The sequence below is a fragment of the Bdellovibrio sp. HAGR004 genome (genome assembly GCF_055397015.1).
In genome coordinates this window covers 21626-41174 of the sequence record NZ_AP029177.1, presented here as the reverse complement: position 1 = coordinate 41174, position 19549 = coordinate 21626, and the positions used below count along the sequence as shown (strand labels likewise).

Sequence of the window (19549 nt, the reverse complement as noted above, 5' to 3'; positions counted from 1 at the left end):
TCTCAACAAACTTTTTCAAATTTTAACTCCGCGTGCGGCTTCATCTTCCAGACATCGTAGCCCTCAAGTAGCCAAGTAAATTGTTCTGTGGATAACTGCACGTTTTCCACAGAGGATTTCTTGGGCCACGGAAACTTGTCCTTTTCCAATCGCTTTTGCCAAAGCGCGAATCCGGATCTGTCAAAATAAAGAACCTTCATCACGTCCCGGCGCTTACCGCAAAAGACAAATAGATAAGGCCCCATTAGATCCCCCATACCAGCTTCTTGCACTATAACGCTGAGGCCGTTGATGGCTTTCCTCATATCCACGGGATCTCTGTGAAGAAAGACTCCTTTAAACTCTTTCGGGGATTTCATCGCAAGCCCTCCTGAAGATGCAGGATCAGCTCTGCAACCCACTTTGCATCGGGCATATTGTGCTTTGAAGGGGGGGACTCAACTTGAACCTCAATAAATGGCGATGGCTCGATGATCTGTACTTCGCGATCTGTTTGATGAAACTTGCGGTACCAATACTGGAATGTACTGACTGAGAGCCCGTGGTGTCTGCAGAACGCCGCCTGCGATCCGTGAAACCTGGCGAATGATCGTACCTGGTCCCGCCAGAATATCTCTTTGTCGGAATGTTTGGATATTGATCTCATACTGAACCTCCTTGTGAAGTTCAGACTATGTGCTTTTAAGAGGTCCGGCAAAAAGGCGTCATGGGGCGCTTACGGATCAATTGACGGACGACCTTGATTTTGTGAATAGAGTGGAGCCGTTAACTTTGGTAGAAACGATAAATCTAAAACCTTATCGATCCGTCGCAAAAGATGTGACTTAGGAATTAGTTGTTCAAAATCGATTGCAGAAAAAAGCTCGGGCTGAAACTCATGACGTCCTTGCATGTGCATATGATCGCCGTTTTATAAGTCAAGCGGCAATCATTAACGCGACTTTTTCAACAGGCCCATTGGTTTGTTGACCAGGCAAAATGAGCTTTGCTCAAGGGGTTGTAAACAGGACTTCCTGAGTAGGGAGGCCATATCGTTCACAAAAAATTAAGAGCTTCGGTTTTTACCCGAAGCCTGTTTGATTGATTTTTAGCTGCGAACTTAGCACTTAATTTTTGAAAAACTGGCAATCAGAAAAATTGTACTTCTTGCGATTGTGATTAAGAGTTCCTTCTGCATCATCAAGATACATGAATGCCTGGTACTTTCCATCGGCTGATTTAAATGTGAAATGAACATCAGCTGTTGTTGCAACTCCTTTAACGCTAACTGAAGGGAAAGGTAGTTCACCCGTTTGAAGTTCCATAACATATTCTGCTTTTGTGTCGATATTCAACCGTGGATTAACTGGTAAATCTTTAAGTTTTTTAAAGGTTATGGTTTGATTTGAACGCTGAACTTGGCAGACATAAGTTTCAGCAAATAGAAAGGGGCTAGAAAGAAGTGTGGCCAAAATTAATAGGGATTTCATTTAAATTTCTCCTGTTTAGTTGAAGGTGTTATACCTAAAAAACATAGCGCGTTGCTTAAATTTATTTAAAACTGAAGGCCGAATTTACGCAGACTGTTTGCACACGTCATTCTGTATAGGGTTCTTTAGCGGCTTTTGGAAATCGCTGCAAATCACTCTATACATCGAACTCGAGCGACACTAAAATATTGGTTTTTCTCCCAAAGGTGCCCCCACTCTGACAAGTAGTAAGTAAGTCCAGAATACGCAAGATCTGAGCTCCAAAGTTTTTCGGTATAATACGGATCCTTTGAATTAAATCCATTGCGGCTATAATAAAATGCAACTGTGGAATATGGGTAGCCGTGAGAGTTTATTATCTTTTTGGTAACAACTTCAAATCCTTCGGCTTCATTTCTATTTCTTTCATCGCGCACTTCATCCGATGATATGTGTTCACCGGGATACTTGGTTTCTCTAATCCCAGTCGCCCCCAAGGAAATGGCGTATTCTGCTAGCTCTCGCGCGGTCGGTATTCTAGCCCCTCTTTCAGAGCAATACAGCTTCGCTTGCTCATAACTCATTAAGTGCTCTGAACTCTCACCAAGTTTTGTTTGCTTAACAGTCCCGTTCTTTTCCACAGTGTCTACACAGCGGAGTTTCGCAATTCGGGTAGCGTCTCGAGCATTTGCATTAACGCTAATTACCGAAACGGCCTCCATCACCTGAACAACCTCTGCAGTTGTTTGACGTTCGATTTCTCTTGCGCAGCTATCGACGGAAAAGCCCTCTCTAACAAGGACGTTGTGTGTAACATTCAACTCCTCTGACGCGAAAGCTGAACCAATAAAACTTACTGATACTAAAAGTGAAGCTATATAATTTCTCATAATTAAATCTCCTTATGGATTCTATTTATTATTCGTCTTTTGTGTCTGCGTAGGTGCATCTCTTTCCGCCTTCATCCGGATATGTATACGATAAGATTCCACCCTTTTTGTCTTTGGGTATCCAAGTACCACCAAGAGCATCGATTTTATTGCCATCAAATTCCGTCGGATCTTTCCAAAGGTCACAGTAGATAACAAATTCGGAACGATGACCCTTGCATACAAATCGATATTTATAGGTCTTCTCGCTTGGATACCAATTGTTCTGAAATCGACAATATGTCTCTTCCGGCGCCATCGAAGGGGATTCACAGAGACCAGTTTTACAGTTGATGCCATTTTTAACTAAGTAATTTTTAGAGATGAAGTAGTTTCCGGTTTTCTCAATTCCCACAAGACTAAGCAGCTCATGAAGTGCCAGTGCCTCTTTCAGCGCGTCTTGCTTGATTGCTAGCCATCTTTTTTCATTGATTATGATCATGGCTGGATTTTTAAAATTAACCGCTGTGACTTCCTGTTGTATTCCATTCAATTCAACGAAAAGTGAGGTCGAAGAAATCAATATATTAGTGTCGTTTAGGACGCTCCCAAGAGCTATGCCCTTGAGTGAAGGGTATGTCTTGAGCTCTCCACCATAAATTGAAAGTACTCTTTTGGCTGAATTCAAAAAATCCAGTGCGATTTCGTTACCGCCATTTCCAATGACTTTTGCATTTCCCAGGGCTATCAGCGGGGTCATGACAAAAATAAGGACGATTTGAATAAGTCTCATTTGGAAGCTCCTTTATTTAAAAGTGAAAACAGCTGGCCGCTAAAACACATAACGTCGCTTCGTTTTTGATGTTTTTGGTCGGCTAATGCGACAATTTTTAAAATGGCCTCATTGAGGATTCTCTGTGCTTTTAGTCCGTTTTCCTCAGACACTGAAAAGACAACGGACTTAACTGACCTGGCATTTACGTCAGGTATTTCAAGATTTTTCAGGGCCAGATTCAATACACTACGATGAAACTTTCGAATGGATTCACTGTTGATTCCATCTGTCGAACTGAAAAGAGGAGATACATCGCGCCAGGCACCAGACTTATCATTGATTTCCAAAAGTCTTGAATCAACAAGTCGCTTTACGGAATCTCGAACGATAGATTCCTCAACATTCAGCTTTTTCGAAATCCACGAAGCGGAACCTTGAAATTCCGACAGATGTGTAACTTCAAGAACTGCTAAGTCAATCCATGAGGTTAAAGATCTCATGGCATTTTGATTGAGTATATGAAGCTTGTTTTCTTGCCGTTTTTCCTTCAAGCGCTGCTTAGCTTCATTTCGAACCCGAGGGCTCTTTGCATGCTCTTGAGTTACCAGATCGCAAAAATATTCAACTTCCCAATCTGGTAGGCGAAGGCTTTGGGCCACGGACCTAGCTAGCTTTGGCGACAATCCCTTTTTGCCATTTAAGATTTCAGAAATCGTCGAAGGGGCAATTTGAATATCACGAGCGAAAGCACGCAGTGAATAACTTGAATTCGCCAAGCTCCTTTCGCGGAAAACCTCGTTCAAAATGGTTCTGTAGTGCATTTCCATGGGTACCTCTTATCCCATATTCGCAAGTGAAGCAATTGCAGCGTGAACAAAGTGTTCGCAGCGCATTTTTGTGGAAAATCACGACAGTACAAAATTCTCAGTAACCATTTAAATCGTTTAGGAGTTCAAAAATTATTCGATGATAAATCTCGGCTGCGTTATCAAAAACACTTGGTTGCCGACCTAATTAATGATCAGCAACCAAGGGGTTTATTTACAAGAGATAACATCAAATGTGTATATTTAAATGAACGTATTATTTACAATTCCTACTTGTTATAAGTCTGTTTAATTTAGCTTCATGCTTAAGTCTGGCGTCTTTTCGCCACTAGTTTTCATATCTAAGTGCTTGAATTAATTAGAGCACAGTCTAACACTTGTCGAACTTCATTTAAAGTTTGAAATTTTTACTTAGTATAAAATATTAAGTTAGATACTAAATGCTCTACGGAGGTTTTAAACTCATTTTCCATTAGAAAATAACTATTTTTTAATTGGCACAGTCCTTGATGAAGTGGAGTGATACAACCATGTGTTGCTTGGAATGGGGGCCGGAGTGAAACACAATATTCTTCTCGTCGATGACGACGAGCTCATTCAACGTTCAATCACGATGTTCCTTAAAGACGAAGGGTTTTTCGTCAAATCCGTTTCTGTAGCGAGAGTTCCCGGAGCCTCCGACATCATTGAATCATAAGATTTCCATCCCAACATCTATCAGGAGGCCCTTCGGGCCGAACCTCCTGGTGGGCTGGGTGGGAAAAATGCCGGTTTATAGTTCCTAACCTTTCAGTGGACCCTGGCGCAACATTCGTGGCAACAAACCCTTACCAAAACCCTGGCCTTGTATTATGAGCTAACAGCTAATTAACTGACAAAATCATACTATAAAATGTTCGAACTTTTCCCGATTTTCAACAATGTACTGAGGGGCATGAGAGGCCAAATCCACAGTCCTAAAGGACATGTTGCGACTAAAAATGTCTTTCCCCTCTCGAACCTGTTGCTCCACCCACTCTGGTGTTATTGTTTTTGAGTGCATATATTCAGTATGAGAGTAGGCTCTAAGCTTCTTTAGAATCATCTTAGTTCCACCCATAAAAGAGTAATGCCATCCCCCATCCATCACCATAATATGCTCGGAATCGCGCTTACTTCGATAGGTTCTCATGTCGTTGGGAGATTTCTTAAAATACCGATAGTTGGCCATCACACTGCCATGCCAAGGAATATATCCTTTGTACATTTCATTCGGCTCTGGATGAGTCACCACGAGATTATTCAGGTAATAGTAATACATTTCCTGATAGAAAGTTTTAATGCCGGGTCTATCTTTATATTCAACTATCTTTTCTGGACGTGGAATTTCATCTAAATCCGAAAAAATAATTACATCATCATCCTTGCAAGACAACAGTCCGCGCTTCAGCGCATTTCTCTGAAAATCCTCGATGTCCCAGTTTCCAGTTCTTCGAAGCTTCTTCCAGTTGAACCTTGGAAAATCGTCCACAATTACGTGAATGATTTTATCTTTAAATTTCTCAAATCTTTTTAGCGAGAGTTCCCGGAGCCTCCGACATCATTGAATCATAAGATTTCCATCCCAACATCTATCAGGAGGCCCTTCGGGCCGAACCTCCTGGTGGGCTGGGTGGGAAAAATGCCGGTTTATAGTTCCTAACCTTCTTTGAGACCCGCAATACCGGCCTGTAGAAACTTTTGCTTCCATCGAGACATCTGCGCCGGTGCTATATTTTCTCGCCGACACACGACGCCTTGTCCGACTCGTTCTGCTTCCAAAACCAGTTCCGCCATTTTTTCTGGCGATCTTCTTGCGCGCTTTTTCTTTTCTTTGATCTGACTCATTGTGACTCCCTTTTATCATGGTTTGCTCTCCTTTGAGAACAGGGGTCACCTTCCAGATTTCAGCTATTTACGCTGAAATCGACACATTTTTTTGACTTAAATTGCCCTTTTGACTGTGTCGAACGAGCTCGGACAGCACAGCGTATTCGTCGCGGCTCTGACAGTTCTTGGAATCTATGTCAGGACGATGGACTGATTGTAAATACTTTTGAACATCGCGAAGGCGCTGACGGTCGCGCAACCAATATCACGTTGATTTTTGGTGGCTGGGTTTTGGAAGGAAAGCTGATAGATACTGAAGAGGGGCCCGTTGTTCTAAAAACCGCCCCCGGGAACGGCTCTTTTGTCGGTGACGTGAAGGTATGGTCTCAGGGAAGTGCAGAGAACAGCCAAAGGGTCACTCTAGTCGGTGTCTTAAGATTTTTTGACAACATCATCCAAGTGAACAAGACACTTTCTTGTCAGGAAAAATACCGGGAATAAGAGACCTCGAAAAAAAGGTCGCATAATTTAATAAGACTTCTTTTATTTGGGAAAACAGCACTCTAGGTAGAAATGGCTGCGGTACTGACTAAAATTTAGAGAGTCAGGAAAAATTTTCCTGAGGCCATCTTTTGACCTCACTTTGAGGTCAAAGATCTCGTAAGCCCACCGCTGATATGGCATTTTACTTTTCATGAACACGCAAACAAGCGACGAACTAGGCTATATTCGAGTTTCTCTGCAAAGGGAATTTCTCAACCGCTGCCTAGTCTAAGACATATAAAAGAGGGTTTCCTGAAACCCAATGTCTATGCTCCCAAGGGAACTACGCTCAAACTCCCCGATAATGAGTCCTTATGTTGCACTCCTCGCCCCGATAGGGGCTAACCGAGAGCTGGTAAAGGGAGCTGTTTCAGCTCCCTTTTTTAATTTTCTCATGATCAAAGCAGTCTTTCTGACTGCCCATTAAAAAAATCTTTAGATGGTTTGATGAATGCGTTGAGTGATTTCCGCTAGTAGCTTACGGGCATGGTTTTCGTCGACGAGGGAAGGAATGTACTCCACCGTCACTGTTTGATGGCTCTTTTTTCCCGTCACAATCACCCCCACTCCAGGGGACTTCAGTAAAGTTCCTCGAGCAGAGATAAAAACATTTTCCCAATCATGGGGAAGGCTGTAGGTCTGAGGAATCGGCGCTTGTACAAATAACAAGGAACTACTTTGAGAGCTTTTCACAGAGTCCATTTGGGAAAACCGTTTTCGTAATCGTCCGGCAGGGCTCAGGCTGCACAAGGGCAATACTCCGAAAAGAAATTTTTGATTTAGCTCTATTGGATCTTGCGCCAACTTTTTATGTACGTCTTGTTGCCAAGAAGGGTCTTTGAGCTTTTCCCGTTTAAGAAAAAGAACTGAGCTGACCAGAATGTTCTGAAGCGAGTCACGAACTCGCAAAGTCCATCTTAAGCCCACAGGGATGATGACAAAGAGAGGCTTTTCGCTGTCTCCGATAGCTTTTAAGGTGCTATCGAATGCCTCAATTACAACTCCTGTGTAATCAATTCTGCGCGAATTCTTCATATCCAAAAAAGCAGTCACTGAAGACACCCGGCGGTCTCCGATGTCGGGCAAAGTATTCAGACAAGCAACCCCTTTGACGGATCGACGAGGACTTGGTCGTAAGTTCGTGAAAAGCAATTGGCAAAACTTTTTGAGGCCCAAGGTTTTTCTAAGATCACGATAATAGAAGCTTTGGACATTTTTAAAGGCTTGTGGGTATTCGAGGCCTTTATAAAGTTTTGCCCAGATCTCGAAGGCAAACGCCTGACCTGCGCCGTCCATTAACGAGTGATGGCAGGAAAAAATCATTCGATGTTTTCGGCCATCCGATTGAACTAAAAAGCGAACTGCCGGTTCAAATGCCAGATGGAAGGGGCGATAGCAAAACTGATCTCTTTGCTGGTCATCCAAAGAGTCAGAAAATTCAACGATATTTTCAGCCTTGAACCAGACTTTTTTATAAATGTATCTTTGAGGGCGATAGAAGGACTCTTCAATCACCGAGCGAAGAACAGGAGTCTCTGTCAGCCATGTCTGTGTGACTTGCAGAATCTTTTCTTTGTTTAGCGTGCCTTCAAAATCAAAAATAAACTGACTGTTATAGGGAACTTTTTCTGAAACATTATAAAGCATGAACCGCTCAACACCATTGAGGGCATACTTTTGTTTTGTTCCTGCCGGGTAATCTTGGTGATCCATCAGTGTGTTCATAACTTCTATAAGCTCGGCGGACGTTTTAAAGTCTTTATCAGGAATCAGCGCTGGATAAATTTTTATTCGAATACGGGCCGGCACCACCGGAATCAGCGGTGTGAATACAAAAGCAAAATAGATCATCAGCAGACAGGCTACGCCAGAAACACCGGAAGTGAAGCCGAGGCTGCCGACAAGGAACGCCGCTAGAATTTGTGAAACACTGACTGGAAACCAAGTCACTTTTAGAAGACGAGGTAGAACTAAAAGAGTTGAAAGTGTTTTAGAGGTGAAAAGGATCGGATTTACCCAATGGCTTCCGATAAATTTAATCGGCACGACCGGAACTTTTTCTTGCACAGCAATCTCTGCCCACCCCTTGGCCCATGGAAAAGAGTGCTGATGGCGCATTTTAAGAGGGCGAAATGCCTGACGGTTTCCTCCTGGGAAGATCAGAACTGGAGCGCCTTCTTTAAGCGCTTCTTGAGTGGCTTCACGAGAAGCGGAGATAGCTCCTATTTTTCTAAAGTGTTTTGCAACAATAGGAATCTTGAAAAGCGCCTGGTGATTCAAGCCGAAGGCTCGGATCTTTTGCAGAACCATCAGCGAAACCAAAGAGTGACTTTCGATGACGGCTCCCGAGTTATGGTTTGAAACCAGAAGGCAGGCCTGTTGCTTTAAGTGTTCTGTACCAGTCACTTCCAAGCGAAAGACGAAGCGCAAGACGGGCCATAACCAACGCACCATCTTTTCGATATAAGCTTGCGAGCGATGTTGAGTTTCCTTCATTAGAACACCGACATAAATGGAGACACCAAAAGTTCCATCAGGGACGCCCGTGGAATTTGCTCTGGGGTGAGTTCTTGTACGTAGGGGCGGATACCATGAGAAAAGACCCGTTCAAACTGAGTCAAGACTTTGGGATCTTTAAACAAGAATGCAATTTCTGTGTCGTGGATGAAACTTCGTTGGTTCATATTGATTGAACCCAAAACAATCATAGTATTGTCAATGACCACAGCCTTTGTGTGATAGATCTGCTTGTTTGCAGAGAAGTATTGGATACGGTATTTTTTGACAACTTCACGGATAGACCTATTCATTGCCGGTTGCAGAATCCCGGGCATGAAGTCCCCTTCGACGCTAAGATTTGTTGTGATGTCAATTCGGACTCCACGACGTTGGGCTTCGTTCAAAGCCTGAGCAATGTTTTTTGTGAAATTGATGTAAGGACTGTAGATGTGAATGGAGTCTTGAGCATTGTTAAATAGGTCTACATAGACGTCCTCAAGCTGACCTTTTCCTTCGGCAAAAGGTGAGGATAAAAAGAAAGACATGTTGGAGGTGTCCTCTTCATTTTGGGCAGGAATTTTTTCTTGCGATAAATTCCAGGGCAGTTCTTCGTTGTAAGACATCAAGCTTCGGGCGAGGGCTGCAGTCACGGAAGACCCACTGACTTTGAAATCCAGATCGTTGAAATAGACCCAGCCATACAAGGGCTCAGAGCCCCATTGTATAATCTCAGGATATTTGGAGTTGTCAGGTTGTTGCGCATAGAAATACATCTCCGAAGCATTTCTGCCTCCGGCGATAAGGGCATTGTTTTCAGGGTGTTCCTGTGAGTATGTCAAAAGCACCTTCACGTGACTGTTGCGGTGAAGGCTATGAAAGGACTCTTTCAGATTCAACTTTTCTGGAGTTTTTTCATAAGTGCGAAAGTGAATTTCAGGATATCTTCTTTTCAGCTCATAGAGCCATCCCGTTTCATGGGGCAGAAGTAAAGCCTTCGATGTTGTGATGTAGACTTTCGCCCCTTGGCGCAGGTGATGTTCCAGCATACGGATGTGCAACGTACCCACGAAGTCTTTCATGATCTGAAGTGTGTCGAACACAACAAGGTCTAACTGAGGCGTATGAGAAAAATCCAAAGGCATCCGGGGATCTTTTTTTAGATAATCTGCATAGCTTAACTCGTAACCCATAAGCATCTTAAAACGTGCATTAAGAGCGTCGTAGGGATTGGCTAGGATCTCAACATCCTCTGTTTGCAGGTGGCAGCCCAATGAGAGAGGAGAAGACGCCGGGGTGTTCAATTGGCATCTGTCGGTTACTGAGCGCAGTTGGGCAACGGAAGGGTGGGCGTCCACTTCGGGGTTTATTTGAATACGGTAGCCCATTACTTTGGCCGTGCACTTCGAGTTTTGATCATCGAATCTCATATAAATCTTTTGGGCATTAGTCTGTGGATAAAGCAGTCCTCTATAAGACTTGGTTTTCTGCTTCTTCTTACCCACAAGGAAAAGGACATCTTTGTCGCAGGAGATATCGAGGGGCTCTGATTCCTCAATTAAATTTTTGATCTCTAATTCTGTATAAGGAGAATAAGTAAGGTCAAAATGTGTGACGTGATAGTAGCGATCCAACTCGAGGAGACGTTTTCCATAGATCTGACGTTGAGCTTCTGCGTGGTCACCTAAGACCAAGAGCAGAGCAACAACGGCGGAAGGACCTGCTTTGCTCACCAGATTCTCTTTCGATGTTTTTCCCCATTTATCAAAGATCCTAAAGAAGAAACCAAAGTTGATCTTGTGAAATTTGTGGTGATCAAAATGTCGCTGAGACGCTCGTAAAGCCTCAGGCCACGTAGCAGACGAAAACAAGTTGAGCCCACTGTGTCCCCAAGTGTTCAAAAGCATCGAAGAGAGGACGAATAAGAAAACTGTTTCTATATGAAAATTATAGAAGGGTAAGATCAAGGGAATCACGCTTCCCAAAGCGATGGCCTCTAAGGGGTGAAAGCAAAATATGGAGAGCGGCGAAATATTTGATTGAGCATGATGTATTTTATGAAAGCGGAACAACCACGGAGTGTGAAACAAGCGATGAACGATGAAGAAATGGATTTCATTCCAAACCAGAAACAAAAAAAGTTCGAGGAGAGCAGATGAAAGATTGAAGGGGGTGGTGGATAACTGTGCGAGGCCCGTTCGAACGAGCCCTTGAATTGCAAGGGCATTAAAGCCAAAGAAAGCAATAGAGACGAGGGACCAAGTGAGCTCTTTGTAAACGTTTTCTTTTTTAAAGGGATGTTTATTCAGTAAAAGGGGACTTTCTTTTTGTTTAAGGCTTTGAACGACAATATAAGCCAACCCCGCCGTAAAGAAATATATGATAGCAGTTCCTAGGGTCGCCAGAACATAAAGCAAAGCGGGACTTGTTTGCAGAAATATTTCTAAAATATTCATAGGGGAACGAAGAATGCAAAAGGCGTTCCTATTTCCGGATACTTAAGACCACTAGGTTGGGTCTTAGGATCAAGCCTGAGGGGCTTCGGTAAGATAATTCAGAGTTGCCTATAGTATTGACAGGCAACTCAGGAAATCAGTAATGAGGTGGTTTTTCGTTGGGCCCACGGATACTGTCGCCATCCCCTAGTCCTTCGAGGCGTTTTGTCAGTGTCTTAAGGGTGGTTTCCAATAAATCGATGGTTTTTTGTTGTTGGTAAAGAACTTGATTCAGCTCCTCGAGCAGAAATTCTTGGTGGGCAATTTTTGTTTCAATATCAATAAAGCGTTGTTCTGACATAGGCTTTCACCACACTCCCAGTTGTTCCGGGCTCTTTTACCAAGGAGTTTCCAGAAATGTTAGAGGCATTTTTCGATAAGGGCATTTTATTCACCCCTACAAAGGTCCTGATTGAATACAAACCTTTGTCGTAAAGCAAGTGATGCTGTGAAACTGGTGAAGGTCCAAATACTCATTACGATAGAGGGGAAAGTAATGAAAATAATAGCTCGTCTGATGACGATAGGTCTTATTGTGTCTTCTGTATCACTGGCTAAGGCTGGGGATTTTCAATCAAAAATAGTCGGCGGAGTGGAAGCCACAGCTGGTGAGTTTCCGTTTGTTGTGTCCTTGCATGGATCTTCGGGACATTTCTGTGGCGCTTCTCTAATCAAGAAGAACTGGGTTTTGACGGCCGCTCACTGTGTTCAGGGATCAACCATCCGAAAAGTTGTCATAGGCTTGCATGATCAAAGAAATGCCGCAAAAGCAGAGTCTATCAAAACGAAGCGTGTGATTCCGCATCCTCAATATGATGATAAAAATGCTGATTTTGACTTTGCTTTGATTGAACTAGAGACAGATTCAAAATATGAACCTGTTGTCATCAATACGGAGGAAATCGAAATTCCAGCAGACTCTGACAGTCAAATTATGGCGACTGTGGCCGGCTGGGGAGCTACGAAGGAAAATTCTTTTGGTTTGCCTTCACGTTTGCAGAAAGTAAATGTTCCGTTGGTCTCAAAAGAAACCTGCAATCAAAACTATAAGAATGTCATCACGGACCGCATGCTTTGTGCGGGTTATCCTCGTGGGGGAAAAGTAGTCTAAGACATATAAAAGAGGGTTTCCTGAAACCCAATGTCTATGCTCCCAAGGGAACTACGCTCAAACTCCCCGATAATGAGTCCTTATGTTGCACTCCTCGCCCCGATAGGGGCTAACCGAGAGCTGGTAAGGCCGTTGCCGAGCCCGCATTGCCACCTAAAACAATCACCTTAAGTTCGGCTGCCTTTTTGATTTTCACAGCATCCGTTGTAATATTCTTAAGATCTGTCACTAGAGCCGGAGTCTCTCTAATCTTTTTCAACACATTAACAGATGCCGCAGCTTTCACTTTATCAACAAGCATTCCTGCCAGATCCTTCAATACTGCAGGATCAAATTGAGAAGGCTTATGTACAAATTCAACAGCTCCAAGCTCCAAAGACTTCAAAGCCGCATCACCGGTACTCGCCAAAGAAGAAACCATCACCGTTGGAATAGGATGATGCTTCATAATTTTTTCTAAAAACATCACACCAGACATCTTGGGCATCTCGATATCTAACGTCATAACATCTGGTTTCTTGTTTAAGATCATTTCTCGCGCTTGATAAGCATCTGCGGCTGCTCCAACAACTTCTAAGCCACTTTTGGCAAAAATATTTGTAAATAAAGTACGTACTGTCGCTGAGTCATCAACTATGAGCACCTTCACGGTTTTCGCTATAGACAAGGGCTTGAAACCTGATACATCCACAGGTTTATCCACATTGCCCGATTCTTTAGACGAGTTGTGAACAACATTAAAATTGGAGGTATTTACTTTGATAGTGCGTGCAGATTCACCTGCCACATTTTTTTCAATAATCGGAATACCCATATCGCGAAGCATTTTTTCTGCAACCTCAATATTTCTTTTACCAATTCCGTCACCTAAGTTCGAAACACTAATAACATTTGCCCCACCATAGATTTTTGCTTGAAGCTTCGAACGATTTGCACCCAAACGCACACACTCATCGATCAACATCGGAATGGCACTTACTGCATATCTGGCATTAGGGCGCTCGTCAGGCATACCTTCGGGAAGGAGATAGTGATTTAAGCCGCCAATATGAGTTGTTGGATCATAAATGGCAACTGCGACACAAGAACCCAATAGAGTTGAAATGACAGTTTCTTCTTTAAAAGCAGCGAACTTTCCTGGAAATAAATAATGTGTGTTCATGATGCCACCAGTTTTCCTAAATCTAGAACCATAATATTTTTGTTATCTTTTATGAAAAAACTTTTTACGAATGAAGCATTGATCAAGATGCCCTGCTCTTCAGCACTGAGAAAATCTGATTCACTTAAGTTCACCAAATCTTCTGTTTTCGTAACAGGAAGTGAAAAGCGTGAGCCTTCATGTTCGCATATTACAAACAAATTGTTGCCTAATTGGGCTGAAACAAATCCGTGATCAGAAAAACTAATTACAGGAATCGCCTCACCACGGACAGGAATAACTCCAAGAATACCCTCGCGCTTTTGCGGAAGATTGAATAGCCTTAAATTTCCAATAATTTCAACAATGCTTATAAGTGGGATTGCAAACTCTTGTGTCCCGAATCTACAATGAAGAAATTGCGATTGTTTACGAGATTGAACTACTGACTCAAAACGTGAGGCCAAATCTAGAGAGTCTTTTTCTGTGTGTAAAGACTCTGCATATTTTTTTATAGATTCAATTGCTGCAATAAGACCATCAAAGCTTTGAATTTTCAGATTTCGCTCTTCAAAATCTTCTAGCCATTTTTCAAAATAAAGAAATTCATTAGTTTTCGCGTCAATGGCCCACACTTTTGTGTTTTCGACTAATTCTAAATGAATTTTCTTCCACGTGGTTTCATCCACTAAATCGATAAACTTTTCAGTCTCTTTGACAAGACTATCTAGAAAATAGGCTTTTAACTCTGCCGTAAAATCATCACCGAAAAAGTCGGTCATGCAGCAACCTCCGTCTGATCTTTACACAAAAGAAGAGACCACAAGCTTTCTGGATCTATTACTGTTCTGTCCGAGCAGGGGTGACACAGTCTCGAGAGGAGAATTTAAGTCAAAGACTCTAAAGAGGGTTCTTGTGAAGTTGTGAATCTGCGTGAAAGCTCCAAAACTTCCACTCAGGTTGAAGAGTACAAAGCTTACGTGCGTGGTTGGAAACTTCTTCAGGCAGAGCGCTAAGATCTTCCTGAGACATTCTGAAAAATCACCCCTGAAAGGGTCCCAACCGGGACCCTTTTTTTGTTTCCCCACACATCAGAGCCGCCCGAGGATTAAAACAACGAAATTCACCTGTGAATCAGGTCAATAAAAACCACCGCACATTCTCAAGCTACTTCTGCCCGTCTGATCTCATGCGGGACTTACCACTTTTGCCTAAGGTTTATCGTAGCACTTTCCAAGGTGCTGTAGTGGCGTTCAGCTGGGGTCTTTTGGCCTTCGTTTCCCCAGAGGCCGTTCGATGAATATCCGTCTCGTCCCTGAAATTTACCGCTGAGCCCCGGCGCCTGTCGTCTCTCTTTTGGGTGGAAAACCCAATGCTATTATTTCACTGTCCACTGATTTAAGTATACCACAAACCAACCGCATTCAAATTTCGATTTTGCTAAAATGGAGGTGTTCCGTTTCACTTAGTTTGACCGGGTTCGTTTCAGATACTTTGACCACCTGATTTTTGAGGGTTTATTGGTCTTTCTACTCGCTGTCAATATCGTTGAAAGTTATTCGTCCCTTCATGCGGTGACTGGGGCCTTCAAAAATGCAAATATGGGCATTCTCGAACATCCTGTCGATGGCAGCACTTGCCAGGATCGGATCGGTAAAAACTTGTGGCCATTCTTCAACGTCGCGGTTGCTGGTTAAGATCATAGCCGAATTGTGCTTGCGTCGATCAAATAAATCGAAGATCTCCTCACTCACGTCTCGTGGCATTGTTACGACGCCCCAGTCATCCAAGATCCATAGCTTTGATGTTAGAATTTGTTTGAATAAAACATCGAGCTTATTGTTCTCGCGCGCTTTACGGATCTTTGTCCCAAGTCTTTTTACACTCGTACAAAAAACACTGTGACCAGCCTGCGCAGCGCTCATCCCAAGAGCAATCGCAAGATGACTCTTGCCCGTGCCGGGACTTCCCAAAAACAATGCAATTTCGTTGTTCTCGATAAACTTTAAATCTTTCAGATCCTCGATTTTTTCGCGCGGGAGTTTTTTATTGAAATCCCAATTGAACTGCTCAAAGCTTCTTCGCTCTGGGAACTCCGCTTTCTTAATCCTTTTTTCTACGGCGTTATCTGCCCTTGCATCTAATTCCGTGGATAGAAGCTCACTGAGCCACTTAAGATCCTGGCTGCGTTTTCCTTTTTGAACTAAACCCTCGATCTCTGCGGATGCCGCGGGCATTCGTAACTGCTTTAACTGATCGCGTATCACATCTATTGTCATAACTGTCTTTCCTTTCAGTGGGCCTGGTTGCTATGAACCAGACGTAAATGGTTTTTATACTCACTCATGTCGCGCGCAAACTTACCTCCCACCGTCTGCGCGGATAAAACCTCCTCATGACGAGGAGCTTTGGGTTTTGGCTTTGCCATAATATTCAATAGTTGATGAACTGTTTTTAAATTTACCTGTGATAACTCCAGCGCTGAAAGGCAGGCCTTGTCGATGTCGGCATTGCTGTACTTCTTGTTCAGCGTCAGAAGACCCCATACGCTGCGTGTATCAACAAAACCTTCGCCTCGAGCCAAAATAATTCCTACAAAGCGCTCAACATTGACGCCGATAATTTTTGCTTGCTTCAGATAGTGACCATGATCTTGAAGAGTCTTCTCCCAAGACTCCTTGTAATGATCTTTACAGGCTTTACTTGTGAATTTATCTTGGATGCGCTCGTAAACTTCTAACAGTCGACCGTTGCAGTAGATACTTACTTGAACTGAATTACCAATCACCAAAGCTATTTCGCCTTTGAGTCTTGTGTCTACTCGGTAGTACTTGTTTGCAAAGCGAACATAACCATCAGACCTCACTGTTGAGCGAGTGATGGTTTCCACTTCGTAGCGTAATAAAGGAAGAGGCTTTAACAACGAGGCTTCATCGTTAAGAAACACATCCAAAGGTTTTTGTAGGTGAGTCCCGTGCTTTCTCTCATTGGCGATACTCATCTTTTTATTCATGTGTGACTGTGCGCCGCTCAGTGAATATTGGGACTTATCGTAGGATTCAAAAAGGCGACGCTTCATTGGAACCATTCGCTCCACTTTGCCTTTTTTCTCTGGAGAATAAGGCGGCAATGCCTCGACAACGAACCCGTAGTGCGAGGCCAGTCTTTCAAAGGCCGGGTTCAACGTCGGCTCGTGCTTTGATGCCTCATGAACAAAGACTTTGGGATTATCAGAAGTCACTTTACGAGGGACTCCGCCAAGTTCCTCAAACATGCTTATTAAAACTTCGGCAGTTGTTTCAAAGTCGAGTTTCTCTACAACTCGGGCCATCTCGTAACGAGAATGCCCAAGAACGCCAACGAAAATCCAAATTGTTTTTTTCTTTTTTGTGACAGGATCGACGACGTCAAAGAGCTTTCCCCAGTCCACCTGCAGACATTCCCCCGGTGAGTGAACAAGCTCCATCACATTGCGCGCAGGTGCGGATCGCATAAGTTTGTGGCGGTGAATGTAGCGGTAGAAGTTAGATCGCGGGACAGAGAGCGGAAGCTCTTCAAAAATACTTTGCGGACTCCAGCCAAGTTCAATGCGCTCCTTGATCCATTCGCGCTTGGGATCTAAGATGGCATCCGTTTCAATGGCCTTCTCGCTGCGACCATCGCGCAGCGGAAACAGCGCCTCTGGGTAAGGTGGGATTTCTTTTGAGGTTTTGCAGTAGATTTTCTTCTCTGGGTTTGCGACGGCTACATAGCCATGCTCTATCGCCTGGTCGCGGATTTTTATGACGTAACCTTTGCCTTTACCAGTTGATTTAGTCAGTGCGGTGAGTGAGTGTCCTTCGCGAAGGCCTTCGACGATTTTTCGGTCCACTGTGATTTTCTCCAAGTCCTTTTTTCTGAGTTTCCGCATGCGTATTCCTTGCTGTAGTCTGGTTGTTAAACCAGCAGCTTAGCGCATGGGATCAGATGGAGAAAATGTGCTGAAAACGTAAGCAATTGCCCGGTCAAATTAGGTGGGATTTACTTCCCCCAAAGCCGGTCCACTTACGTGGGATTTGCCCCCCTTGAAACCGGTCAAACTACGTGGGATTGGACAGGAGGGGCCTGTGATTGAATGAAATGCCACTTTATATTCTAAATTTATTCATCCAAAGTCGGCAAATACTTACTCAATCCTTCACTGGCCTTCGCATGCAAATACCTAGAAGTCGTCGAAAGACTTGCATGGCCAAGCCTCGCCTGCACCACATGAATCGGTGCCCCACCTTCTAAAGACAAAGTCGCACTCGTGTGCCGGAACCAATGCGGCGAAGGAAGAGGATCCACTTTCGCTTTTTTCGCCGATGACTTCACGGCCTTCCAAATCGACACTGTGGAGATCCGCTTCCCCTTGTTCTTTTCATCAAAAAACAGAAAGTCGCTGGGTCGCAGATTCCATTCCTGGGCATAGATTTGAACTTCTCGCCAAAGTTCCTCACTGACGGGAGCTTGGCGGATTTTACTGCCTTTGCCTTTTACGTTGAGGATCACACCGTCTTTACGGATCACAAAATCACTTAAAAGAATCTCCACCACTTCACTGACCCGGAGACCCAAATAAAAGAGCACTTTAATGAGTAAAACATTACGCGGCCGTTTTTCTTTTAAAACCATCTGCTTGATCTGCGAAATATCTAAAACTTTTTGATAGACCGTATCCTGGACCTTATAATTCTTTAGCGGATGAGAAGGGTCACTCTCGATGCGCCTCTGTTTCACGGCCGATTTAAACAGAGATCCCAAAGCGTTCATGTAAAGGTTTAAAGTCGTGGCCTTGGCCCCGCGATTTTCCATATCCTTTAAAAACACCGAAATATGGGCTGTAGTTGTCGTTTGAATCGAAATCTTTGGATGAAACTCGAAAAACTGCCGGAGGACCTTTTGATAAGTCTTTTTCGTTTTCTCGGCTTTGCCAATAAGCCAAGTCCCCACAATCAGGGTATCGATATAGCGGGGATTTTGCGCTTGCGCGGGAGTGATATTTTCTTTAGGCAAATTCATGAGTTCATGCGACATATCCAATTTCACCACTTCCCAACTATTTTACTGATGATTTAAGACTGTTCAAAAATTCATGAAACTTTTGAAGCCCGCCCTCTGATTGCGACCATGCTCGAATTTTTTCAACATTCACCGGGTGTTTTTCAGCAATCCAAAGAGCCTGATCAAGACTCTGACGATCATTCCAATGATAAAATGCCGCCAATCGATCCATCACACTCTGAGTTGGAGACAATAAAACTAATTTATTTCCGCCGATTACTACTTCTCCCTCTGGATCAACGACCTCTCGACCGATCGCCAAAGGACCTTTCGGGAACTCCACATAAAAATCTGTGTCGGGATGAGTAAAACTGCGCCCTTCTTTTTTAAACCCTAAATCCACCAAGGCCTTTTCAATGTCCCGATGCTCATTGGGACTAATATAGTCCAGATCTGAAGATTGATATTTATTCTCTGTATATATCGAAACAACGGCTCCACCTGTTAGAACAGTATCAATTTTCAGTTTCCGTAACTCCGAGGCAACCAAAGCAGCCAATTCCCCGAGAGACATATCTTTGGTGATTTTCATAGAGGCTTTCCCGTTCTTCGCGGTCGCTGGCGTTCACGATAATACTTTTCAATATCCGCACGCGGCAATAGGGACAGCACCTTCTTCAAAAGTAAACGCAACTCTTCTAAATAGACCAATCGAGGGTTAAACTTGAAAATCCGAATATTTCCTTTTTGTTGAGCGACTAAAATCCCCTCAGCCTCAAGCCTTAAAAGCTGCTTATGAACCTGAGACTTCGCCAGGTCAAAAGTGCTGGCTATTCCGGAGCTATAGCCTTCCTCATAGTTCTCTATATATAAGAGTACCTTTTCTGCCGTTGAATTTCCGACGAGTCCTTCAATCACATCTCACCTCTAGTCCTATCGTACTACAAAATAGATCTATTGGTCTATTAAATAGA

At 43.4% G+C, this 19549-nt stretch carries 19 protein-coding genes and 2 pseudogenes; 1 reads left to right on the top strand and 20 read right to left on the bottom strand.

Annotated elements, in window-relative coordinates; translation table 11 throughout:
* Positions 1-2: 2 nt before the first annotated feature.
* The 13 genes and pseudogenes from tnpB to ACZ5ZV_RS20725 all read right to left on the bottom strand — a co-directional run bounded on the left by tnpB (position 3) and on the right by ACZ5ZV_RS20725 (position 11602).
* Entirely contained in the window at positions 3-359 is a 357-nt protein-coding gene (gene tnpB / locus ACZ5ZV_RS20785; RefSeq protein WP_464118799.1) for an IS66 family insertion sequence element accessory protein TnpB, read from the bottom strand.
* Positions 356-646, bottom strand: a complete 291-nt coding sequence (tnpA, locus tag ACZ5ZV_RS20780) for an IS66 family insertion sequence element accessory protein TnpA (protein WP_464118800.1) — start codon at positions 644-646, stop codon at positions 356-358. The genes tnpB and tnpA overlap by 4 nt, the downstream gene beginning before the upstream one ends.
* Positions 647-715: 69 nt before the next feature.
* The gene (locus ACZ5ZV_RS20775) at positions 716-892 is read right to left on the bottom strand and encodes a transposase (protein WP_464121524.1); all 177 of its coding nucleotides are present in this window, start codon (positions 890-892) and stop codon (positions 716-718) included.
* Between the two features lie 214 nt (positions 893-1106).
* A complete protein-coding gene (locus tag ACZ5ZV_RS20770; RefSeq protein ID WP_464121450.1) occupies positions 1107-1469 on the bottom strand; it encodes a hypothetical protein in 363 nt (120 codons plus the stop codon).
* A gap of 152 nt (positions 1470-1621) precedes the next feature.
* Positions 1622-2338, bottom strand: coding sequence for a hypothetical protein (locus ACZ5ZV_RS20765; RefSeq protein WP_464121449.1), 717 nt, complete (start codon positions 2336-2338; stop codon positions 1622-1624).
* 28 nt (positions 2339-2366) lie between these two features.
* A complete protein-coding gene (locus ACZ5ZV_RS20760; protein ID WP_464121448.1) occupies positions 2367-3110 on the bottom strand; it encodes a hypothetical protein in 744 nt (247 codons plus the stop codon).
* Entirely contained in the window at positions 3107-3919 is an 813-nt protein-coding gene (locus ACZ5ZV_RS20755) for a TIGR02147 family protein (RefSeq protein WP_464121447.1), read from the bottom strand. Before ACZ5ZV_RS20755 ends, ACZ5ZV_RS20760 begins: the two co-directional genes overlap by 4 nt.
* An 880-nt stretch (positions 3920-4799) precedes the next feature.
* Positions 4800-5459: pseudogene (locus tag ACZ5ZV_RS20750) on the bottom strand (glycosyltransferase family 17 protein); the annotation flags it as partial.
* A gap of 137 nt (positions 5460-5596) precedes the next feature.
* Positions 5597-5785, bottom strand: coding sequence for a transposase (locus ACZ5ZV_RS20745; RefSeq protein WP_464121446.1), 189 nt, complete (start codon positions 5783-5785; stop codon positions 5597-5599).
* A 960-nt stretch (positions 5786-6745) separates the two neighbouring features.
* Positions 6746-8806 carry a 1-acyl-sn-glycerol-3-phosphate acyltransferase gene (locus tag ACZ5ZV_RS20740; RefSeq protein ID WP_464121445.1) on the bottom strand — a complete coding sequence of 687 codons (2061 nt, stop codon included), beginning with the start codon at positions 8804-8806 and terminating at the stop codon, positions 6746-6748.
* Positions 8806-10539 (bottom strand): phospholipase D-like domain-containing protein, encoded by a 1734-nt coding sequence (locus ACZ5ZV_RS20735; protein WP_464121522.1) that lies wholly within the window; start codon positions 10537-10539, stop codon positions 8806-8808. Before ACZ5ZV_RS20735 ends, ACZ5ZV_RS20740 begins: the two co-directional genes overlap by 1 nt.
* 27 nt (positions 10540-10566) lie before the next feature.
* Positions 10567-11262, bottom strand: a pseudogene (locus ACZ5ZV_RS20730) (sterol desaturase family protein); the annotation flags it as partial.
* A gap of 136 nt (positions 11263-11398) precedes the next feature.
* On the bottom strand, positions 11399-11602 hold the full coding sequence (locus ACZ5ZV_RS20725; RefSeq protein WP_464121520.1) for a SlyX family protein: 204 nt from the start codon (positions 11600-11602) through the stop codon (positions 11399-11401).
* 195 nt (positions 11603-11797) lie between these two features.
* Here ACZ5ZV_RS20725 and ACZ5ZV_RS20720 point away from each other — a divergent pair, with 195 nt between their 5' ends.
* Positions 11798-12412 carry a S1 family peptidase gene (locus ACZ5ZV_RS20720; RefSeq protein WP_464121518.1) on the top strand — a complete coding sequence of 205 codons (615 nt, stop codon included), beginning with the start codon at positions 11798-11800 and terminating at the stop codon, positions 12410-12412.
* Positions 12413-12521: 109 nt separating this feature from the next.
* Here ACZ5ZV_RS20720 and ACZ5ZV_RS20715 read toward each other — a convergent pair whose 3' ends face one another.
* From ACZ5ZV_RS20715 to ACZ5ZV_RS20685, 7 genes are all read right to left on the bottom strand, one after another.
* Entirely contained in the window at positions 12522-13574 is a 1053-nt protein-coding gene (locus tag ACZ5ZV_RS20715; protein ID WP_464121516.1) for a response regulator, read from the bottom strand.
* Complete coding sequence (locus tag ACZ5ZV_RS20710) at positions 13571-14335, bottom strand: chemotaxis protein CheW (protein ID WP_464121514.1); 765 nt, start codon at positions 14333-14335, stop codon at positions 13571-13573. Before ACZ5ZV_RS20710 ends, ACZ5ZV_RS20715 begins: the two co-directional genes overlap by 4 nt.
* 747 nt (positions 14336-15082) lie before the next feature.
* Positions 15083-15832 carry an IS21-like element helper ATPase IstB gene (istB, locus tag ACZ5ZV_RS20705; protein ID WP_464117240.1) on the bottom strand — a complete coding sequence of 250 codons (750 nt, stop codon included), beginning with the start codon at positions 15830-15832 and terminating at the stop codon, positions 15083-15085.
* Positions 15833-15846: 14 nt separating this feature from the next.
* A complete protein-coding gene (gene istA / locus ACZ5ZV_RS20700; RefSeq protein WP_464117241.1) occupies positions 15847-17463 on the bottom strand; it encodes an IS21 family transposase in 1617 nt (538 codons plus the stop codon).
* A gap of 230 nt (positions 17464-17693) precedes the next feature.
* Entirely contained in the window at positions 17694-18593 is a 900-nt protein-coding gene (locus ACZ5ZV_RS20695; RefSeq protein ID WP_464121512.1) for a tyrosine-type recombinase/integrase, read from the bottom strand.
* A gap of 37 nt (positions 18594-18630) precedes the next feature.
* Positions 18631-19167, bottom strand: coding sequence for a hypothetical protein (locus ACZ5ZV_RS20690; protein WP_464121510.1), 537 nt, complete (start codon positions 19165-19167; stop codon positions 18631-18633).
* Entirely contained in the window at positions 19164-19493 is a 330-nt protein-coding gene (locus tag ACZ5ZV_RS20685) for a winged helix-turn-helix domain-containing protein (protein WP_464121509.1), read from the bottom strand. Before ACZ5ZV_RS20685 ends, ACZ5ZV_RS20690 begins: the two co-directional genes overlap by 4 nt.
* Between the last annotated feature and the right edge of the window lie 56 nt (positions 19494-19549).